Here is a 19,965-nt window from a genome sequence, read left to right as displayed (position 1 = left end):
GCCCGGCCCGCGGTCCTCAGCCGGCGGCGATCGGCCGGGCCGAAGCCGCCGCCGGGTTCACGTCGGCGAGACCGAGCACGTCGAGCAGCCAGGCCAGTTCGAACGCCCGCTCCCGCCACGAGTCGTAGCGGCCGCTCACGCCGCCGTGTCCAGCGGCCATCTCGGTCTTGAGCAGCACCGGGGCACCGACCTCGCGGAGCCTGGCGGTCCACTTCGCCGGCTCGACGTAGAGCACCCGCGTGTCGTTCATGGACGTGACCGCGAGGATCCGCGGGTACTGCACGCCCTCGCGGACGTTCTCGTACGGCGAGTACTCGCTCATGTACCGGTAGACCTCGGGGTCGTGGAGCGGGTCGCCCCACTCGTCCCACTCGATCACCGTCAGGGGCAGGTCCGGGTCGAGGATGCTCGTCAGCGCGTCGACGAACGGCACCGCGGCGAGGATGCCCGCGAAGCGTTCCGGCGCCAGGTTCGCCACGGCGCCCATGAGCAGGCCGCCGGCGCTGCCGCCCTCTGCCACGAGCCGGTCGGCGCTCGTGCGACCGGACTCGACGAGGTGCTCGGCGACCGCCACGAAGTCGGTGAAGGTGTTCTTCTTGGTGAGGGTCTTGCCGTCCTCGTACCAGTGCCGCCCCATCTCGCCACCACCACGCACGTGTGCCACCGCGAAGACGACCCCGCGGTCGAGCATCGACAGGCGCATCACGCTGAAGCCCGGGTCGATCGAGTGCTCGTACGAGCCGTACCCGTACAGGTGCAGGGGGGCCGGCTCGTCGGCGTCCACGGCGTCCCGCCGCCACACGAGCGAGATCGGCACCTTCGTGCCGTCGGGCGCGGTCGCCCAGTCCCGCTCCTGCACGTAGTCGTCCGGGTCGTAGCCGCCGAGGACCGGCTGGCGCTTCAGGACCGTCACCTCGCCGGTGGCCAGGTCCAGGTCGCTCACCTCGGACGGGGTGACGAACGAGGTGTACCCGATGCGGAGGGTCGGCTGGTCCCACTCGGGGTTGCCGCCGAGTCCGGCCGAGAAGAGCGCCTCGTCGAAGGGGACCTCGTGGGCGTCGCCGTACCCGTCGCCCTCGATCGGGATGATCGCGACGCGGGGGAGCGCCTCCGACCGGTACTCGAGCGCGAGGTGTCCGGCGAAGGCGTCCACGGACTCGATCCGGCGCTCGGGGTGGTGCGCGACGACCACGCGGCGGTCGTGCTCGTCGGTCGGGTCGTCGGCGGGCACGTCGACGAGCTCGAAGTTCTCGGCACCGTCGTTGTGCAGCACCAGGAAGCGGTCGCTCCCGCCCACGATGGCGTGCTCGATCTCGTACTCGACGCCCTCGCGCCGCGGCCACACGACGCGGAACTCGCCGGTCGGGTCGGCGGCGTCGAGCACCAGGGCCTCGGACGTGATCTTCGAGCCGAGCTCGATGACGATGTACTGCGACGACCGGGTGACCCCGACGCCGACCCAGTACCGGTCGTCCGGCTCCTCGAAGACCACCACGTCGTCCGCCGCGGCGGTGCCGACGGTGTGCCGCCAGATGCGGTCCGGACGCCAGGACTCGTCGACGGTCGGGTAGAACACGAAGCGTCCGGACGGGTCGAAGGTCGCACCGGCGCCGGTGTTCGGGATCTCGTCGCCGAGCTCGGTGCCGTCGGTGAGGTCGCGCACGTGCAGCGTGTACCGCTCGTCGCCCTCGACGTCGACGCCGTACACGAGCCGCGTGCCGTCGTCGCTGATGTCGTAGCTGCCGAGCGAGAAGAAGTCGTGACCCTCGGCGAGGGCGTTGCCGTCGAGGACGACCTCCTCGCCCGGCAGGGCCGCGCCGTCCTCGTCGACGGCGGGCGGGGTCCAGTCGTCCGGACCGGCGATCGGGGCGCGGCAGTGCACGCCGTACTGGCTGCCCTCGGCCGTGCGGGTGAAGTACCACCAGCCGCCCGTCCGGACCGGCACGGAGAGGTCCGTCTCCTGCACGCGGTCCTTCACCTCGGCGAAGATCCGGTCCCGCAGGGCGTCCAGGTGCCCGGTCTGCGCGTCGGTGTACGCGTTCTCGGCCTCCAGGTACGCCAGGGTGTCCGGTGACTCCTTGTCCCGGAGCCACTCGTAGTCGTCGACGAAGTCGATGCCGTGGTGGGTCCGCGTGACGGGCCGCTTGGCGGCGGTCGGCGGGGTGACCTGGACGTGCTCGCTGCTCACCCCGCCACCCTACGTGCACGGGCCTCGACGCCGTCCCGCACGCGCTCGGTGAACGCGTCGAGCTCGGCCACCACGGCGGGGGCGACCCAGGCGCGCCGGGAGCGGCGGGTCGTGACCGGGCGGAGCACCCCGGCGCGACAGAGGTCGGCGACCGTGTCGTCGAGCACGGCAGGTGGCAGGTCCGCGCGAGGGTCCTCGAGCAGGTCCGCGGCGTGCTCCTCGGTCAGCACGGCGTCCTGCTCGAGTGCGCACCCCAGGACCGCGTGCGGGCCGGTCGCGCACGTGGTCGCCGCACGGTCACGCGCGACCTCGTCGAGGAGCAGGCCGGTGACGACCCCCTCGTCGGACACCGTCCCGACCGCGATCGCCAGGTCGCGCACCCACCCGTCGACCGCCCCGTCGCGGTACCGGGCCAGGTGGGCGAAGTACCGGTCGCGTTCGGCGACCAGGATGGTGGCGACCGGTGCACTGACCGTCCGGGTGCAGCCCCGTCGGCGCAGCACCGCGGCCACGAGCGCACGCCCCGTCCGCCCGTTGCCGTCGGTGAACGGGTGGATCGACTCGAACTGGGCGTGCGCGATCGCCGCCTGTGCCACGGGGTGCAGGTCGTCGCGCTCGAGGAACGCGAACAGGTCGGCCATGAGCGCCGGCACGAGCTCGGGCGGGGGCGGCACGTGGTCGGCGTCCCGCGGGGTGCGGCCGCCGCCGATCCAGTTCTGCACCGCGCGGTAGCGGCCGGCGTACCGGCCGTCGACCGGGTCGTGCCGCATGAGCCGGCGGTGCGCGTCGAGCAGCGTCGTCTCGTCGAGTCGGTCGTCGCCCGCGTCCGCGACGAGGCGCTCGAGCGCGTCACCGGCGTGCACCATCGCCGAGGCGCTCGGGTTCGCCCGTGACCCGACGAGGGCCCGCGCGACGTCGTCGACCCCGGCGGACTCGTGCTCGATGCGCGAGGTCGCCACGGCGTCGGTCCGGGCGAGCAGCCGGTGCAGCGGGCCGGCGCCGTCCGTGCGGTCCAGGGCGGACAGGGCGTCGAGACTCCGGTCGAGCAGTGCCTCGGTGCCCTCGTCGGGTTCCCACCGGGCACCCGCGATCGAGGGCGGGACGGACACCCGCACGGTCGTGGTCGTCCGGGTGGCCCGGTCGCCCCGGACACTGCTCCGCCACGGGCGGTCCTCGGTCCGGTGCGCCGGCCATGCAGGGGGTGCTGCGGACGAGCGGGAACGGCGACGGGCGTGGGTCACGGCACCTCCTGGGTCGTGGTCGTCCCCGGACGGTACGACTCGGCAGCCCACGGGCGCCAGCGATCCGCATGTCGCATGCAGACCCGCGATCCGCGATCCGCGTGGCGCCTGCCCGCAGCGGACGTAGCGTGGTGGCATGACCAACTCCTTCGTCGTCACCGGTGCCCACGTCGTCCCCGTCACCGCCCCCGCGTTCGACGGCGGCGTCGTCGTCGTCGAGGACGGCCGCGTCACCGCGGTCGGCCCCGACGTGACCCCGCCGCCCGGGCTGTCCGTCGTCGACGCCGCGGGCGCCTGGCTCGTCCCCGGCTTCGTCGAGGCGCACGGCCACGTCGGCATCCACGAGGAGGCGAACGGCTGGGCGGGCAACGACACGAACGAGATGACGGACCCGAACACGGCCGCCGTCCGGGCGATCGACGCCGTCGACATCGACGACGAGGGCTTCCGCGACGCCCTGTCCGGCGGCATCACGAGCATCGTGGTGAAGCCCGGCTCCGGCAACCCGATCGGCGGACAGACCGTCGCGATCAAGACCTGGGGCGGGCGCACGATCGACGAGCAGCTCATCTCCGACGCGGTCAGCGTGAAGAGCGCCCTCGGCGAGAACCCGAAGCGCGTGTACGGCGAGAAGGGCAAGACCCCCTCAACGCGCCTCGGTGTCGCGAAGGTCATCCGCGAGGCCTTCGTCGCCGCGCAGGACTACCGTGCCGCCCGCGACGCCGCCGCCGCGAAGGGGGAGCCCTTCACCCGCGACCTGACGAAGGAGACGCTCGTCCGCGTGCTCGACGGCGAGCTCGCCTGGGACCAGCACGTGCACCGGCACGACGACATCGCGACCGCGCTGCGCCTCGCCGACGAGTTCGGCTACCGGCTCGTCGTCAACCACGGCACCGAGGCGCACAAGATCGCCGACCTGCTCGCCGAGCGCGACGTCCCGGTCATCTACGGCCCGCTGTTCACGAGCCGCTCGAAGGTGGAGCTGCGCGACCGCGGGATCCCGAACCTCGCGCGGCTCGCCGCCGCGGGGGTGCGCGTCGCGATCACCACCGACGCACCGGTCGTCCCGATCAACATGCTCGTCGACCAGGCCACCGCCGCCGTCAAGGAGGGCCTGCCGTGGCAGACCGCCCTCGAGGCGCTCACCGTGAACCCGGCGGACTTCCTCGGCTTCGGCGACCGCGTCGGTCGCATCGAGCCGGGCTTCGACGCCGACCTGGTGCTCTGGGACGGCGACCCGCTGGCGGCGACCAGTCGCGCGACGCGCGTCTGGATCGACGGCGCGTCCGTCTACCAGTGGGCCGACGGGACGGGCGTCACCACCCCGCGCTGGTGACCCGACGACGGCCTGGAGGCGTCCGGCGAGCCCGCCACGCGCCTCCAGGCCGTCCCGGGGTACCGGCTACTGCTCGCGGGAGAGCAGGAAGTCGTTGATCCGCTCGGTCATCGGCAGGTCCATCCCGCGCGCGACACCGTTCACCGAGCGGATCGGCGCGGCCTGGCGGACGCTCGACAGCAGCCAGAGCGCGTCCGCCGCCTCGAGGTCGGCGAGCGTCAGGAGCTCGTACGACGTCGCGATGCCCTCCGCCTCGGCGAAGCGGAAGACGTCGGCCTGCGTCGTGCCGGCGAGGATGCCGATGTCCGTGCGCGGCGTGACGAGGCGCCCCCCGATCGAGGCGACGAGGTTCGCGCGGGTGCCCTCGAGGACGTAGCCGTCCGTCGAGACGAACAGCGCGTCGTCGGCCCCGCGCCGCTCGGCCTCGCGCAGTGCCGCCATGTTCACGGCGTACGACAGTGTCTTGGCACCCTGCAGCAGCCACGGCGAGGTGCGCTCGACGTCGTGCCGGTAGCCGCGGTCGAGCGTCACGACCGCGATGCCCTCGGTGCGGGCGGGGGTCTGGTCGCCCGACGGTGCCGCGTACACCCAGCCCGTCGGACGCCCGGAGCCCTCGACGCCACGGGTCATGACGGTCTTCGCGAACGCCTCGTGCACCGGGTCGAGTCGGGCGCAGACGGCCTCGATGGCCTGCCGCCACGTGTCGACGTCCGGCTCCGGCAGGTCGAGCATCGCGGCGCTCCGGACGAACCGTGCCAGGTGCGGCTCGAGCGCCTGCGGTCGGCCGTCGACGACCGTGATCGTCTCGAAGACGCCGTCGCCGCGGATCGCGCCGAGGTCCTGCACCTGGAGGTGCTCCTCGAGCGGTTCCACCCAGGTGTACGCGTCGGCCGAGGGGTCGTGCGGGTCGGCGTGCCGCGAGGGCTGGTTGAGGACGGCGAGGACGGTGTCGGTCATGCCCCCATCCAACCGCAGCCGGCGTCCGTGCGGGTCAGCCGGCCCCGGGCAGCGCGCCCATGAGCTTCCACACCGCGGGCGTCAGCTCCGGGTGCAGCAGGGCGATGCGGCGCAGGCGGTGGTACTCCTCGCCGAGCTCGGTGCCCTGCCCGGACGCCGGGTGCCCGGCCCAGTGCGCGCTCCGCTGCCCGATCGCGGCGTCGAGCTCGACCGCCTCGGCCCGGAGGATGAGCACGACCTGCTCGTCGACGGTCGGCAGCGTCGGCATGAACTCCCACGGGTCCTCGCCCGCGCGGCTCCGGTGCTCGACGAGCACCGCGATCTCCTCGGCGGCCTCGGCGCGCAGCACTTCGAGGCTGCGCCCGGTCCTGCGGGGCTCAGCCATGGTGCCCCCGCAGCACGCGTGCCATGAGGAGAGCGTACGACAGATCGTCCGACAGACTGGACGCGTGACCGAGCGCGACGAGAGCAAGTCCCAGCACGCCCCGGTGGTCGTCGTCTACCTGCTGCGCGACGGCGTCGCGGGGCCGGAGGTGCTGCTCGGCGAGAAGCGTCGTGGCCTGGGGACCGGGCGGCTCGTCGGCCCCGGTGGGAAGCGGGAGCCGGGCGAGCCGCCGGTGGCGGCCGCCGTGCGGGAGGTCCGGGAGGAGGTCGGCCTGCGGCTCGACCCCACCGACCTGGAGGCGCGTGGCACGTTGGACTACCGGTTCCCGTACCGCCCGTCCTGGTCCCAGGTCTCGGACGTGTTCGTCTGCCGCCGCTGGCAGGGGAGCCCGACGGGCAGCGACGAGCTGGAGCCGCGGTGGATCCCCGTCGACGCGGTGCCGTACGACGCGATGTGGGACGACGCGCGCTACTGGCTGCCCGGCGTGCTCGCCGGGGGGACGGTGGACGCGCGGTTCACCTTCGCCGCGGACGACGCGACGGTGTCGGGCTTCAGCGGTCGCGGGGTCTGACCCGGCGCCCGTTCAGCCCGACGGGCGCGTCCGGGACACGGCCGGTGCGGTCGCGGCTCAGCGCGACGCGTGCGTCCGGGTGCTGCCGGTCCGGGCCTCCTCGGCCGCCGCGAGGACGTCGGCGTCCCCGCTCCGACCACCGAGCGGGCGGACGAAGAAGTCGACGATCCCGACGACGATCGCACCGATGACCGCGAACATCGCCCACCCCACGAAGAGGCCGGCGGTGTTCCGCCCGTCCGCGGGCGCCAGCAGCACGCTCGCGGCGTACAGCACGGCCGCGAGCACGAGGAACACGACGACCACGGTGACGAGCGTGCGGTGCCAGACGGTGCGGGAGTCCATCCGGCCAGGATACGCCGGGTCGGACGCGCTCAGCGGTCCGCGTGCCGCCCGTGCGCCCGCTCCGCGGTGCGGGCGACCTCCGTGCGCGGTGCCTCCGGTCGCGCGACCGGGCGGGTGCGTGGTCCGTTCCCCGCTCCGGGCGTCCGCGCCGGACCGGGTCGGTCCGCCGACCGCACCACGGGGATGCGACCGGTCTGCGGCGCCTGCCCCTCGAGCCCGTCGCGGGCACCGGTGAAGACGTCACCGCCCACGCGTTCGTCCTGCCAGTCCTCGTCGCGCAGGATGCTCAGCGTGCCCGTCTCGGTCGACGTCAGACCGTGCCGCTCGAGCTCGGCGTCGCGCTGGCGGCCGAGGAACTCCCGGTTCGCGGTCTGCGCGTCCTGGAACATCGTCGTGCGGTTCCCGACGATCGCCGCGATGCGCCGGCGCTCCCACCACGCCTTGCCGAAGAACATCAGCACGAGGCCCGCCGCGGCGTAGCAGGCCATCGTGACGAGACCGCGGCCGAACCCGGGGCCGACGCCGTAGATCTCGTGCTTGATCATGTCGACCATGCTCGAGCCGACCACGACGTGGTTGAGCCACGCGAAGGGCTCGGGCATGAACCACTTCGGGTACGCGCCGCCGGACGACGGCATCGAGAGGAAGACGAAGCAGATCATCGCGGGTGCGGCGATGAACCGGCCGACGAAGTAGCTCAGGCCGTTGACCGCGAGCCCGATCGCCACGATCCACCCCCAGGCGATGAGGACGAGCTCGACCCAGTGTCCGTGGATCGCCCCGAGCACGGGCCCGGCGAGCGTGTTCGTGATGAGCGAGATGACGAGGCCGCCGACGACGATGACCGCCATGCGGACGCGGTGGCGGAGCGGGCCGCCCATGATGCCGATGAACATCGCGACCATGTAGCCGCCGATGCACCAGGCGAGCATGACGTACATCGCGACGGTGCCGTACTCGTCGTACGCGGGCAGGGGCGCGAGCTCGGTGATCGTCGGTGCGGCGACGCCGATGCCCGTCAGCACGCCGGACAGCGTCGCGGGGACGAGCGAGGCGACCTGGAACTGGTGGGCGCTGGCCTTGAAGACCTCGTTCGTCGAGGGGTCGTAGGCGACGGCCATCGTGCCCGCGAGCACGTCCCGCTTCGCCTGCGCGAGCGAGTCGACCACGTGGAAGACGTACTCACCGGGCAGGGCCTTGTCGACGGCGGCGACGAGCGTGGGGTCGCTCCCGACGAGTGCGACCGGGACGTCGTGCGGGTGCGGGGCGTGGAAGGCGAAGACGTAGCAGAGGCAGAAGCCGACGATGAAGAACAGCGGCATCCAGAGCTGCAGGCCGATCAGCTGCAGCGAGGGGTGGAGCGTGCCGTACCAGCGGCGGTACCGGCTGATGTGCTGCGGCTCCGGCACGGGGGCCTGGCGCACGCGGGAGCGGCCGCCCGCGCTGGTCCGGCTGCCGGCGACCGGGGCACCCCGGCGGGGCTTCGAGCCGCCGCGGGTCGAGGGCCGGGTCTGCCGCTGCCTGGGGGCGGCGGTCTGCCGCGGCGCTCCGTCTCGTTCCGGGAGGTCGGTGTTCCTGGGGACGTCGTTCCGCGGCTCGCTCACTCGGCGCTCTGCTCCTCTTCCTGGGATCGGAGCGCCACGATACGCCCGGTCCGCTCACGGTGCGCCGAGAGCGGGACGCCGGTCAGGAACGACTGCGGGAGGCCTGCGCCGAGTCCATCGCGAGCTCCTCGGCGTCGAGCGTCACGAGCACGCGGCGCATGACCTCCTCGTCGAGGTTGCCCTTCTCGCGCTCCTCGAGCACGATCTCCCGCCGCCGGTCGAGCAGCTCGCGCCGGATGTCCTGGATCTGCGCCCCGCGGAGGCGCATCGGGGCGTTGCGCTCCTCGTCCTCCTCTTCCTCCGCGTCGCGGCGGAAGGTCTCGGCCTGCCGCTCGAGCCGGGCCTTCAGCCGGTTCACCACGCTGTCCACCGCCTGGTGCCCGTACTGCTGCGCCCAGGCCGGACGCCGGCGCTCGAGCAGCGCGATCGCGGCCTCGGTCGTGCGTTGGTTGAGGCGCATCTCGCTCCGGACGTCCTCCTCGCCCTCCGCCGGGTCCTGCACCTTGAGCGCGCGGATGACGAAGGGGAGCGTGAGGCCCTGCAGCAGGAGCGTGCCGACCGTGACGACGAACGCGATGATGAAGATGGTGTCCTGCGCCTTGATCTCCACGGGGTCGGCGACGACGGCCACCGCGGCGGCGAGCGTGACCACGCCGCGCATGCCGGTCCACGAGATGACGGTGAGCTCCCGCCAGTTCAGTTTCGGTTCGGCCGTGCCGCGCAGCCAGCGGAGCGACCGGTGGCCCCGGGACAGCCGGACCCGCAGGGGTCTGAGCCACAGCCGGTTCAACCGGTTGCGCGCGTACGACTCGAAGACGAAGAGGGGCCGGACGAGGATCACGACGGCGAGCACGACCGCGGCGGCGGTGAGCGTCTGCGTCAGGCTGCGGTCGCTCTCGAGGAGGTCCTGGACGACGGTCTTGAGCTGCAGCCCGATGAGGGCGAAGACGAACCCCTCGAGGATGACGTCGATGCTCGTCCACAGCGGGCGTTCCTGCAGCCGGGTCGCGTAGCCCTCCTTCGGCGAGTTGTAGCCGATGTAGAGCCCCGCGGTGACGACCGCGATGACCCCGGAGCCGGACAGGTGCTCGGCGAGGACGTAGGCGACGAACGGCAGCAGGATGCTCATGATCGTCTCGACGACCGGATCGTTGATGCGCATCCGGATCCAGTGCACCGCGACGCCGAGGACGATGCCGACCACCAGGCCGACGCCGATCGCGAGCCCGAAGATGCCGAGGTCCTGCCAGATCGTCAGCGACGTGCCCGCGGCGATGAGCGTGAACACCCTGACCAGGGTCAGCGACGCCGCGTCGTTGATGAGGCTCTCGCCGGACAGCACCGTCATCACGCGGCGGGGGAGGCCGAGCTTGCGCCCGATCGCGGCGGCGGACACGGCGTCCGGCGGCGCGACCACGGCGCCGAGCAGGATCGCGGCCGGCCAGTCCATGTCGGGGATGAGGACGTACGCCGCGAGTCCGACCGCCGCCGCCGTGACGATCACGAGGAAGATGCCGAGGCGTCGGATCTGCTTGATCGACTGCCGGAAGCTCTGCCACGAGACGTCGAGGGCCGCCGAGTAGAGCAGCGGCGGCAGGACCACGGTGAGGATGACCTCGGAGTCGATCTCGATCTCGGGCAGTCCGGGGAGGAACGACACCGCCAGCGCCACGGCCGTGACGAGCAGCGGTGCGGGGAGCCCCTTGGCGCGCGCGAAGCCGGTCACCGCGAGCGAACCGATCAGCAGGATGAGGAGTTCCGCGGTGTCCATGGGGTCCATCCTCCCATCCGGGTCGTTCCGATCCTGAACGATCCCGCAGGCCCGGTGAACGACGGGTGAACGGCAGGGTTTGTGCTCAGCGGTCCTGCCTGGGACACTTGCCCGCGGTGGACATCACACTCATAGTCGTCCTGGTCATCGCGTTGGCCCTCTTCTTCGACTTCACAAACGGATTTCACGACACCGCCAACGCGATGGCGACGCCGATCGCCACCGGTGCCATGAAGCCCAAGGTGGCCGTCACGGTCGCCGCGGTGCTCAACCTGGTCGGTGCGTTCCTCAGCACCGCCGTCGCGACGTCGATCTCGCACGGCCTCATCAACGAGGGACCTGGTGGGGTGGCGATCACCCCCGAGATGATCTTCGCGGGACTCATCGGCGCGGTCGTGTGGAACATGATCACGTGGCTGCGCGGCCTGCCGTCGTCGTCCTCGCACGCGCTGTTCGGCGGGCTCATCGGGGCCGCGATCGTCGGCGCCGGTTTCGACTCGGTCAACTACGCCGCGCTGCTGACGGTCGTCATCATCCCGGCCTTCCTGTCGCCGGTGATCGCCGCGCTGGTGTCGTTGCTCGCGACGCGCATCGCCTACCGGGTCACCCGCCGTCCGGTGTTCCCGAACGAGCGCGGCGGGTTCCGCATCGGCCAGGTCTTCACGAGCTCGATGGTGTCGCTCGCACACGGCACGAACGACGCGCAGAAGACCATGGGCGTCATCACCCTGACCCTGATCGCCTCGGGCGCGCAGTCGGCTGACCAGGGCGTCCAGTTCTGGGTCGTCGTGGCCTGCGCCCTCGCGATCGCCCTCGGTACCTACACCGGCGGGTGGCGCATCATCCGCACGCTCGGGTCGGGCATCACCGAGATCCGCGCCACGCAGGGCTTCGCGGCCGAGGCGTCGACCGCCGCGACCATCCTGGCGTCGAGCCACCTCGGCTTCGCCCTGTCGACGACCCAGGTCTCCTCGGGCTCGATCATCGGCGCCGGTCTCGGCCGCCGCGGGTCGAAGATCCAGTGGTCGACCGCGGGCAAGATCGTCATCGCCTGGTTCATCACGCTGCCGGCCGCCGCGGCCGTCGGGGCCGTCGCGTCGGGCATCGCCCGGCTCGGGATCGGGGGCCTCGTGATCGACGCGGTCGTCGGTGCCGCCGTGATCCTGGGGCTGTACCTCTGGTCGCTCCGGAAGCCCCACGAGCAGGCCTCGGCCATCGAGGTCGACGTCGCCGCGAACGCGGTCTTCACCCGCAAGGAGCTGCGCGACCTGCAGCGCAAGAAGCGCGCGGCCCGGGTCGCCGAGCGTCGCGCCGAGCTCAGCCGCGAGCGCACCCTGCGCCGCATGGCCGGACGCAACGGAGGACGCCGCTGATGGGTATCGACTGGTTTGCGTTCCTCACCGTCGCGATCGTCGCGGTCGTCGCCGCGTGCTTCGTGGTCCTCGTCTACTCGATCGGCCTCCGCCTCTGGAGCGCCGCCGACACCCGCGCCGGTAAGTACACCGTGAAGGACGACGGCACGGTCGGCCCGGCCACGGCCGGCTTCCCCCAGCCCGGGAGGGTCCAGTCCGGCGTCCGGGCGTTCCGCGCGCTCGCCGTCGCGTGCTTCGCCCTCTCCGGTCTCGCCGTGCTCTACGGGATCTACCTGATCGTCCCGCAGTTCCACTGACGGACGTCACCACCTGACGGACGGGAGGCCCGTGGCGACGCCGCCACGGGCCTCCCGTCCGTCCACCGGTCACCACGCGCGCCGACCTGCCGGACCGCACCGACCGGACGGGCTAGCCTCGGCAGGGTGACCGGCAACGAAGCACGCACCCGCACCGAGACCGACTCGCTGGGGACCCTCGAGGTCCCGGCCGACGCCTACTGGGGCATCAACACCCTGCGGGCCCTCGAGAACTTCCCGATCACCTCGGTGCCGATCGCGGTGTACCCGGACCTGATCGAGGCCCTCGCGACCGTCAAGCAGGCCGCGGCACGCGCCAACAAGGCGATCGGCGTGCTCGACCCCGAACGGGCCGATGCGATCGACCGAGCCGCGCAGGAGGTCCGCGACGGGGCGCTCCGCGAGCAGTTCGTGGTCGACATCGTGCAGGGCGGGGCCGGCACCTCGACGAACATGAACACGAACGAGGTGCTCGCCAACCGCGCTCTCGAGATCCTCGGTCGCGAGAAGGGCGACTACGCGTACCTGCACCCGATCGACCACGTGAACCGCAGCCAGTCGACGAACGACACCTACCCGACGAGCATCAAGCTGGCGATGATCCTCGGCGTGCGGCGCCTCACCGAGCAGCTCGAACTGCTCTCCGACGCCTTCGCCGAGCGCGGTCGGGCGTTCCAGGACGTGCTGAAGATCGGTCGGACCCAGCTGCAGGACGCCGTGCCGATGACCCTCGGGCAGGAGTTCACCGGGTTCGCGCACACGATCCAGGAGGACGTCCTGCTGCTCCGGACCGTGACGCCGCTGCTCGCCGAGACGAACCTCGGTGCGACGGCCATCGGCACCGGCATCACCGCGGACCCGCAGTACCGCGACGAGGTCCGTCGGCAGCTGCAGGTCGCCAGCGGGCTCGACATCGTCACGGCACCGGACCTCATCGAGGCCACGAGCGACGCCGGCGCGTTCATGACCCTGTCCGGCACGGTGAAGCGCAGCGCCGCGAAGCTCTCGAAGATCTGCAACGACCTGCGCCTGCTCGCGTCCGGGCCGCAGGCCGGACTCGGCGAGATCACGCTGCCGGCGCGGCAGGCGGGGTCGTCGATCATGCCGGGCAAGGTCAACCCGGTGATCCCGGAGGTGGTGAACCAGATCGCGTTCGCCGTCGCGGGTGCCGACACGACCGTGACGATGGCGGCCGAGGGCGGGCAGCTCCAGCTCAACGCCTTCGAGCCGATCATCGCCCACTCGATCCTGCAGTCACTGCAGTGGATGGCCAGCGGGTGCGCGACGCTGCGGGTGCACTGCGTGACCGGGATCGAGGCGAACGAGGCCAAGCTCGCGGCGCAGGTCGACACCAACGTCGGCGTCGTGACGGCCCTGACGCCCTACATCGGGTACGCGGCCGCCGCGTCGATCGCGCACACGGCGCTGACGACCTCGACGCCGATCGCGACGCTCGTGACGGCGGCGGGGCTCATGGACGAGGACCAGGTGCACCGCGTCCTGTCGCCGGCGCGGCTGTCGGGCATCGAGCTCGCGACGGGCGCGATCCCGGTCGTCACCGAGGAGATGCTGGACGAGGCCGCTCGCGAGCGCTGACGGCGAGCGCTGACGGCGAGCGCCGGCGGCAGCGCCGCGCCCTACGGCAGCGGGCGCTCGCCGACGCGGACCTGCTGCGACAGCTCGCGCAGGCGCTCGGCCTCGAGGTCGGGTTCGTCGTCCTCCGCGGCCCGCTCGAGCGCGGCGGTGCGGACGTCCTGCGCCGCGCGGACGTCCTGGTCCCGCCACCGGGCGAGCGTGAAGTTCCGCGTGACGTCGCGGAGCGGGAGCCGGATCGTCTCGTCGGCCTCGATGCCCGCGAGCAGCTGCCGCAGCCGGATCACCTCGGAGTCGAGCTCCCCGCCGACCACGAGCACGAAGTTCGAGATGTACAGGTAGACGAGCAGCAGGATCGCGCCGCCCAGCCAGCCGTACGCACGGTTCCCGCCGCTGCCGACCGTCTCGACCCAGACCGAGAAGCCGACGGTCGCCAGCGCCCAGGTCAGGATCGCGAAGGCCGCCCCGGCCGACACCCACCGCAGCCGCGGGGTCTTGACGTTCGGCGTCGCGGTGTAGAGCACCGCGACCATCACGACGAGGACGACCGCGAGCACCGGCCACTTCGCCACGTTCCACAGGTCGTCGATCCAGGGCGCCCACCCGAGCTGCCGCACGATCGCGGCCGAGACCGTCGGGGTGCCGAGCAGGATGACGATCGCGATCGCCCCGCCCACCATCACGAGCAGCGTGACGAGGAGCATCATGCTGCGGAACTTCCAGATCCGGCGGCCCTCCTCGACCTCGTACGCCGTGTTCATCGCGCGACCGAACGCCGTCGCGTACCCGGAGAGCGACCAGAGCGTCAGCACGAGCCCGATCGAGAAGCCCACCCACGGATCGTCGAGCGTCAGGAGCTGCCGGAGCGGCCCTTCGAGGTGCTGCGCGGTCTCCGGTCGGACGATGAAGCCGAGCACCTCGACGATGTCGTTCACGCTGTCGCCCTGTCGGTCGACGACGGACAGGGCGGACACGACCGCGAGCGCCGCCGGGAACGCCGTGAGCAGCGCGAAGAACGTCAGCGACGCAGCGGCGTCGACGACCCGGTGCCGGATCACCGAGTGGTAGGTGCGCCGGACGACCGCGCGGACACCGGTCCGCTGCAGGTCGCGCGAGGCGCTGTCGGGCATGGAGTGAACGGTACCGGACCCGCTCCACGAGACTCGGCCCGGCGGACACTTCCGCGGCGTCCGCGCGCGAGCCTCGTCCGCCGGGGCGAGTCTCGTCCTCCCGCCGGGCGCGACGGCGGTCAGTTCGCGTGCGGGTGCAGCGCGTCGTAGCGGCGGAAGGACGGCACGAGCCGGAGCAGCAGCGCGACGAGCCCGATGATGAGCACGCCGCCGATGACCGGCGGGTACGCGATGCCGGCCGCGACGACGAGGCCGGCGTAGAGGTCGCCGAGCCGCGGGCCGCCGGTGACGACGACGATGAAGATGCCCTGGAGCCGCCCGCGCATGCCGTCGGGCGACGCCGCCTGCAGGATCGTGTTCCGGAACACCGAACTGACGTTGTCGGCACCGCCCGCCGCGGCGAGGAACAGTGCCGCCAGCCCGAGCGCGGGCAGGATCCCGGTGCTGAAGGCTTCGCCCGAGCGACCGCCGAGCACGTGCGCGAGCGCGATGACCACGCCGAACGCCGCGATCGCCGCTCCGTAGGCGGTGATCGCCCAGCCCACGGCCTCGCCCTGGCGCCGCACGTGGCCGAGCGGACCGGAGAACACGCTCGACAGCAGCGCGCCGATCGCGTAGGCGGCGGTGAGCGTCCCGACCGTGATCGATCCACCGCCGATCACGAGCGCGCCGATCGCGGGGAAGAGCACGCGGGGCTGCCCGAACGTCATCGCGACGATGTCGAGCACGAACGTCATCGTGATGTTCCGGGAGCGTCGGAGGAACCGGGCGCCCTCGACGAGCGAGCCCAACCCCGGCCGCAGGGCGTCGCGGTCGGCGGCCATCCGCGGCAGGGTGAGGACGCCGAGGAACGCGAACGTGAACAGGACCACGTCGATCGTGTAGGTCGGCGCGAAGCCGACGCTCGCGATGAGCACCCCGGCGATCGCCGGACCCACGGTGACCTGGAACCCGGAGGCGATGCCGCCGAGGGCGCTCGCCGCGGGGAGCAGGTCGGTGCCGACCAGGCGCGGGACGATCGCCGACCGCGAGGCGTTGCTCACCGTCGCGGCCACGGCGTTGACGGTCGCAAGCACGTAGAGCAGCGCGACGCTGTGCAGCCCGAGCCAGGCGTGCGTGGCGATGAGCGCGACCGCGACCCAGGCGACGATCGACGACACCAGGGCCACGAGCCGCCGGTCGAAGGCGTCGGCGAGCATGCCGCCGTAGAGCCCCGCGACGATCATCGGCACGAGGGCGATGACGCCGACGAGTGCCACGGCGAAGGTCGAGCGGGTGATCTCGTAGACCTCGAGGCCGACGGCGACGGTGGTCATCTGCGTGCCGATGCCGGCGATCGCGGTACCGGCCCAGAGCCGCGCGAACGCGGGGGAGCGGCGGAGCGGGGTGAGGTCGGCGAGCAGGCGGCGGCGCGGGGCGGTGTCAGGTCGTGTCACGGTGGAACCATTCTGGTGCCCCCGCCGCACGAGCGGGCGGAATCGGTCGCAACGGTCCGTCCACCGCGACGGATCGTGCCCGTTCGCGGGCAGCGAGACCACCGCGCGGCCCGGATCGGCCGCGCACCGACCTGGTTGACTGGCCGGCATGACTGACCTCAACAGCAAGCCCGAGTTCGACGCCCCCGAGGGCCCGGCCCCCACCGAGCTCGAGATCACCGACATCGTCGAGGGCTCCGGCGACGAAGCCACCGCCGGCTCGACGGTCAAGGTGCACTACGCCGGCGTCGAGTACGAGACCGGCGACGAATTCGCCAGCTCCTGGAACCGCGGCGAGCCGATCGACTTCCCGCTCGCGGCGCTCGTGCGCGGCTGGCAGGAGGGCATCCCCGGCATGAAGGTCGGCGGCCGCCGCAAGCTCGTCGTCCCGCCGGAGCTGGCCTACGGCCCCGCCGGCGGCGGACACTTCCTGTCCGGCAAGACCCTCATCTTCATCATCGACCTGCTCGGGGTCCGCTGATGCAGGTCGGCGCGCCCACGATCGAGCTGAACGACGGCCACCGCTTCCCGGAGCTCGGCCTCGGCACCTACGGGCTGAACGGCGACGAGGGCACCGCTGCCGTCGGTGCGGCGATCACGAGCGGCTACCGGCTGCTCGACACCGCGCTCAACTACGGCAACGAGGACGCCGTCGGCCGTGCCGTCCGCGAGTCCGAGGTCGACCGCGAGGACCTCGTCGTCACCTCGAAGCTGCCCGGTCGCCACCACGGCTACGACGAGGCGCACCGGTCGATCGACGAGACGCTCGGCAACCTCGGGCTGGACCGCGTCGACCTGTACCTCATCCACTGGCCGAACCCGTCGGTGGGCAGGTTCGTCGACACGTGGAAGGCCTTCGTGGACCTCCGGGACAGCGGCAAGGTCCGCTCGATCGGCGTCTCGAACTTCACGCCCGAGCACCTGGAGGCGATCATCGACGCCACCGGTGTCGCGCCCGCGGTGAACCAGGTCGAGCTGCACCCGTACTTCCCGCAGGCCGAGCTCCGCAAGGTGCACGCCGAGTACGGCATCGTCACCGAGAGCTGGAGCCCGCTCGCGAAGCAGTCGGAACTGCTCACCGAGCAGCCGGTGCTCGACGCGGCCGCCGTGCACGGGGTGACGCCGGGCCAGGTCGTCCTGCGCTGGCACGTCCAGCTCGGTGCCGTCCCGGTGCCGAAGTCCGGCGACGTGGACCGGCAGCGCGAGAACCTCGACGTCTTCGGCTTCGAGCTCTCCGACGACGAGGTCCGCGCGATCTCCGGGCTCGAGCGCGGTCGCCTGTGGGACGGCGACCCGGACACGCACGAGGAGATGTAGGGCCGAGTGCCCGGGACGGGAGGCGCGTGGCGGGGTCCGCCACGCGCCTCCCGTCCGTCCGGCGTCACGACGCCCCTCGTGGTCGCCCGGCGGGACTACACTGGACACCCCTGTTTCCCGAAGGGTGGCGTGTGTCCGAACCGACCGAGATCGACCGTGAGCGTGGGTACGTGGACGGGCTCTTCGCCCGTCTCGACGAGCTGACGGCCGACGCCGAGCAGCGCCTCGCCGAGACCCGCCGCCAGGCGGTGGGCGGCAACCACCAGAGCCGCAGCGAACGCGACGCGTACGCGCGGCTCTACGAGGACACCGTCGCGACGCTCGAGCGGGTCGGGGACCGGCTCGTGTTCGGTCGGCTCGAGGTCGCGGACCCCGACTCCACCGAGGACGCCTTCCGGTACATCGGCCGCGTCGGTCTTCGCGACGACGAGCACCGGCCGCTCCTGCTCGACTGGCGCGTCCCCGGCGCGAGCGCGTTCTACCAGGCGACCGCGGCGCACCCGATGGGGATGCGCGCCCGCCGACACCTGACGCTCGAGGGCCGCACGGTCGTGGGCGTCGAGGACGAGGTGTTCGACGCCGCGCTCTACGACGACGAGCGCACCCACCTACAGGGCGAGGGGGCGCTGCTCGCGGCCGTCACCGCCGAGCGCACCGGCCGGATGACGGACATCGTCGCGACCATCCAGGGCGAGCAGGACCGCATCATCCGGTCGCCCCTCGAGGGCGTGCTCGTCGTGCAGGGCGGCCCCGGCACCGGCAAGACCGCCGTGGCGCTGCACCGCGCCGCCTACCTGCTCTACTCGCACCGCGAGCGGCTCCGCGGCTCCGGCGTGCTCGTGGTCGGTCCGTCGCCGGCCTTCCTCACCTACATCGAGCAGGTGCTGCCGTCCCTCGGCGAGACCGGTGTCGTGATGGCGTCGCTCGGGTCGCTCTACCCGGGCGTGCACGCGACGACGCACGACCACGGGGACGTCGCCGCGGTCAAGGGGTCGGCGCAGATGGCTTCGCTGCTCCACCGGGCCGTGCGGTCCCGCCAGGTCGTCCCGACGACGTCGGTCACCCTGGAGGTCGAGGGCGAGCGGCTCACCGTGCCGCCGCAGCTCGTCGCCGACGCGCTCAAGCGCGCGCAGGACCGGGGGAAGCCGCACAACGTCGCCCGCGTCACGTTCAACAAGATCGCGCTCGACGCCATGACCCGCCTGCTCGCCGAGCAGCTGCGGGCGCGCGGCACGACCGTGGACGAGGCCGACGAGAAGGTCCTGCGCGAGGACATCCGCAGCTCCTACGACGCCCGGGTCCTGCTCAACACCGCGTGGCTGCCGCTGCCCCCAGAGAAGTTCCTCGAGGACCTGTACGCGCGGCCGAACTGGCTCGCCTCGCTGACCCCCGACTGGACGCCCGAGCGCCGCGCCCTGCTGCAGCGGTCCCGTGGTACCGCGTGGACGATCGAGGACGTCCCGCTGCTCGACGAGGCCGCCGAGCTCCTCGGCCCGTTCGACCCGACCGGCGGGGCCGCGAAGCGCGCCGCGAAGGCGAGCCGGAACCGGGACATCGAGAACGCGCGCCAGGCGATCGAGAACATGGGCGTCGAGGGCATCGTCAGTGCCGAGCAGGTCGCCGGCTCCTTCGCCGAGGGCGGCGACCCGCGCACGACCGCCGAGCGCGCCGCCGAGGACCGCGAGTGGACCTACGGACACATCGTGGTCGACGAGGCGCAGGAGCTCTCGCCGATGCAGTGGCGCGTGCTCGCCCGTCGGAACCCGCTGCGGTCCTTCACGATCGTCGGCGACACCGCGCAGGGCTCCTCACCGGCAGCCGCGCGGACGTGGGACGACGTGCTCGGCGCCCTCGCCCGCCGTCGTCGGGGCCGTGCGCCGGCCGTGCCGCTCGACCACCGCATCGAGGAGCTCACGGTCAACTACCGGACCCCGCGCTCGATCGTGCAGGCCGCCGGGGCGTTCGCCGCCGCCGCCGGACTGACCGTCACCCGGACCGAGGCCGTGCGCGACGGCGACCCGGTCGACCGCGTCACGGTGTCGCGTGCGGCGCTGCTCGACGCGGTCGCCGAGCGGGTCGACGCCGAGCGCGACCGGATCGGCTCGGGCACCATCGGGGTCGTCGTGCCCGAGGCCGACGTGGCCGTGGTCCGGGAGCGCCTGGCACGGACCGACGCCGACGTCCGCGGGCTCGGTTCGCCGCGTCCCGGCTCCGTCACGGTGCTCACCGGCGCCGACGCGAAGGGCCTCGAGTTCGACGGCGTGCTGCTCGTCGACCCGGACCGGGTGGGTGCCGACGCGGCGCGCGCCGCGGCCGCCGTCTACGTCGCGATGACGCGTCCGACGCGACGGCTCGTGGTCGTCGACGTCACCGACTGACGGAC

The 19,965-nt window shown here is 72.6% G+C and carries 17 protein-coding genes; 8 read left to right on the top strand and 9 right to left on the bottom strand.

Annotation, left to right across the window (positions count from 1 at the left end):
* Window positions 1–16: 16 nt before the first annotated feature.
* Window positions 17–2,188, bottom strand: a complete 2,172-nt coding sequence (locus H7A69_RS11925) for a S9 family peptidase (protein ID WP_182047209.1) — start codon at window positions 2,186–2,188, stop codon at window positions 17–19.
* On the bottom strand, window positions 2,185–3,429 hold the full coding sequence (locus H7A69_RS11920) for a Fic family protein (RefSeq protein ID WP_182047208.1): 1,245 nt from the start codon (window positions 3,427–3,429) through the stop codon (window positions 2,185–2,187). Before H7A69_RS11920 ends, H7A69_RS11925 begins: the two co-directional genes overlap by 4 nt.
* Before the next feature lie 136 nt (window positions 3,430–3,565).
* Between H7A69_RS11920 and H7A69_RS11915 the strand changes: the two genes are divergently transcribed.
* On the top strand, window positions 3,566–4,765 hold the full coding sequence (locus H7A69_RS11915; RefSeq protein ID WP_182047207.1) for an amidohydrolase: 1,200 nt from the start codon (window positions 3,566–3,568) through the stop codon (window positions 4,763–4,765).
* Between the two features lie 66 nt (window positions 4,766–4,831).
* On the opposite strand, the gene H7A69_RS11910 is transcribed toward H7A69_RS11915, so the two are convergent.
* Both H7A69_RS11910 and H7A69_RS11905 read right to left on the bottom strand, forming a co-directional pair.
* Window positions 4,832–5,722 carry an aminodeoxychorismate lyase gene (locus H7A69_RS11910; protein ID WP_182047206.1) on the bottom strand — a complete coding sequence of 297 codons (891 nt, stop codon included), beginning with the start codon at window positions 5,720–5,722 and terminating at the stop codon, window positions 4,832–4,834.
* A gap of 34 nt (window positions 5,723–5,756) precedes the next feature.
* Window positions 5,757–6,107, bottom strand: coding sequence for a tryptophan synthase subunit alpha (locus H7A69_RS11905; protein WP_182047205.1), 351 nt, complete (start codon window positions 6,105–6,107; stop codon window positions 5,757–5,759).
* Window positions 6,108–6,171: 64 nt separating this feature from the next.
* Between H7A69_RS11905 and H7A69_RS11900 the strand changes: the two genes are divergently transcribed.
* Window positions 6,172–6,678: an 8-oxo-dGTP diphosphatase gene (locus H7A69_RS11900; protein ID WP_182047204.1), complete on the top strand. Its 507-nt coding sequence runs from the start codon at window positions 6,172–6,174 to the stop codon at window positions 6,676–6,678.
* Window positions 6,679–6,735: 57 nt separating this feature from the next.
* On the opposite strand, the gene H7A69_RS11895 is transcribed toward H7A69_RS11900, so the two are convergent.
* From H7A69_RS11895 to H7A69_RS11885, 3 genes are all read right to left on the bottom strand, one after another.
* Window positions 6,736–7,023 carry a hypothetical protein gene (locus tag H7A69_RS11895; RefSeq protein ID WP_182047203.1) on the bottom strand — a complete coding sequence of 96 codons (288 nt, stop codon included), beginning with the start codon at window positions 7,021–7,023 and terminating at the stop codon, window positions 6,736–6,738.
* 29 nt (window positions 7,024–7,052) lie between these two features.
* Window positions 7,053–8,627 carry an ABC transporter permease gene (locus H7A69_RS11890; protein ID WP_182047202.1) on the bottom strand — a complete coding sequence of 525 codons (1,575 nt, stop codon included), beginning with the start codon at window positions 8,625–8,627 and terminating at the stop codon, window positions 7,053–7,055.
* An 82-nt stretch (window positions 8,628–8,709) separates the two neighbouring features.
* Window positions 8,710–10,398 carry a cation:proton antiporter gene (locus tag H7A69_RS11885; RefSeq protein ID WP_182047201.1) on the bottom strand — a complete coding sequence of 563 codons (1,689 nt, stop codon included), beginning with the start codon at window positions 10,396–10,398 and terminating at the stop codon, window positions 8,710–8,712.
* 116 nt (window positions 10,399–10,514) lie between these two features.
* Here H7A69_RS11885 and H7A69_RS11880 point away from each other — a divergent pair, with 116 nt between their 5' ends.
* The 3 genes from H7A69_RS11880 to H7A69_RS11870 all read left to right on the top strand — a co-directional run bounded on the left by H7A69_RS11880 (window position 10,515) and on the right by H7A69_RS11870 (window position 13,663).
* Window positions 10,515–11,771 (top strand): inorganic phosphate transporter, encoded by a 1,257-nt coding sequence (locus H7A69_RS11880; protein ID WP_083263701.1) that lies wholly within the window; start codon window positions 10,515–10,517, stop codon window positions 11,769–11,771.
* Complete coding sequence (locus tag H7A69_RS11875) at window positions 11,771–12,067, top strand: hypothetical protein (protein WP_182047200.1); 297 nt, start codon at window positions 11,771–11,773, stop codon at window positions 12,065–12,067. Before H7A69_RS11880 ends, H7A69_RS11875 begins: the two co-directional genes overlap by 1 nt.
* A 126-nt stretch (window positions 12,068–12,193) precedes the next feature.
* Window positions 12,194–13,663: an aspartate ammonia-lyase gene (locus H7A69_RS11870; RefSeq protein WP_182047199.1), complete on the top strand. Its 1,470-nt coding sequence runs from the start codon at window positions 12,194–12,196 to the stop codon at window positions 13,661–13,663.
* A gap of 41 nt (window positions 13,664–13,704) precedes the next feature.
* Here the strand turns inward: H7A69_RS11870 and H7A69_RS11865 are convergent, their stop codons facing one another.
* Both H7A69_RS11865 and H7A69_RS11860 read right to left on the bottom strand, forming a co-directional pair.
* Window positions 13,705–14,790: a YihY/virulence factor BrkB family protein gene (locus H7A69_RS11865; protein WP_182047198.1), complete on the bottom strand. Its 1,086-nt coding sequence runs from the start codon at window positions 14,788–14,790 to the stop codon at window positions 13,705–13,707.
* 119 nt (window positions 14,791–14,909) lie between these two features.
* The gene (locus H7A69_RS11860) at window positions 14,910–16,226 is read right to left on the bottom strand and encodes an MFS transporter (RefSeq protein ID WP_182047197.1); all 1,317 of its coding nucleotides are present in this window, start codon (window positions 16,224–16,226) and stop codon (window positions 14,910–14,912) included.
* A 148-nt stretch (window positions 16,227–16,374) separates the two neighbouring features.
* Between H7A69_RS11860 and H7A69_RS11855 the strand changes: the two genes are divergently transcribed.
* From H7A69_RS11855 to H7A69_RS11845, 3 genes are all read left to right on the top strand, one after another.
* The gene (locus H7A69_RS11855) at window positions 16,375–16,746 is read left to right on the top strand and encodes an FKBP-type peptidyl-prolyl cis-trans isomerase (protein ID WP_182047196.1); all 372 of its coding nucleotides are present in this window, start codon (window positions 16,375–16,377) and stop codon (window positions 16,744–16,746) included.
* Window positions 16,746–17,582, top strand: a complete 837-nt coding sequence (locus H7A69_RS11850; protein WP_182047195.1) for an aldo/keto reductase — start codon at window positions 16,746–16,748, stop codon at window positions 17,580–17,582. Before H7A69_RS11855 ends, H7A69_RS11850 begins: the two co-directional genes overlap by 1 nt.
* Window positions 17,583–17,713: 131 nt before the next feature.
* Window positions 17,714–19,960 (top strand): HelD family protein, encoded by a 2,247-nt coding sequence (locus tag H7A69_RS11845; protein WP_182047194.1) that lies wholly within the window; start codon window positions 17,714–17,716, stop codon window positions 19,958–19,960.
* Window positions 19,961–19,965: the final 5 nt, after the last annotated feature.

The organism is Curtobacterium sp. ME26, assembly GCF_903970945.1.
Lineage (GTDB): Bacteria > Actinomycetota > Actinomycetes > Actinomycetales > Microbacteriaceae > Curtobacterium > Curtobacterium citri.
This window is presented reverse-complemented; position numbering and strand designations above follow the sequence as displayed.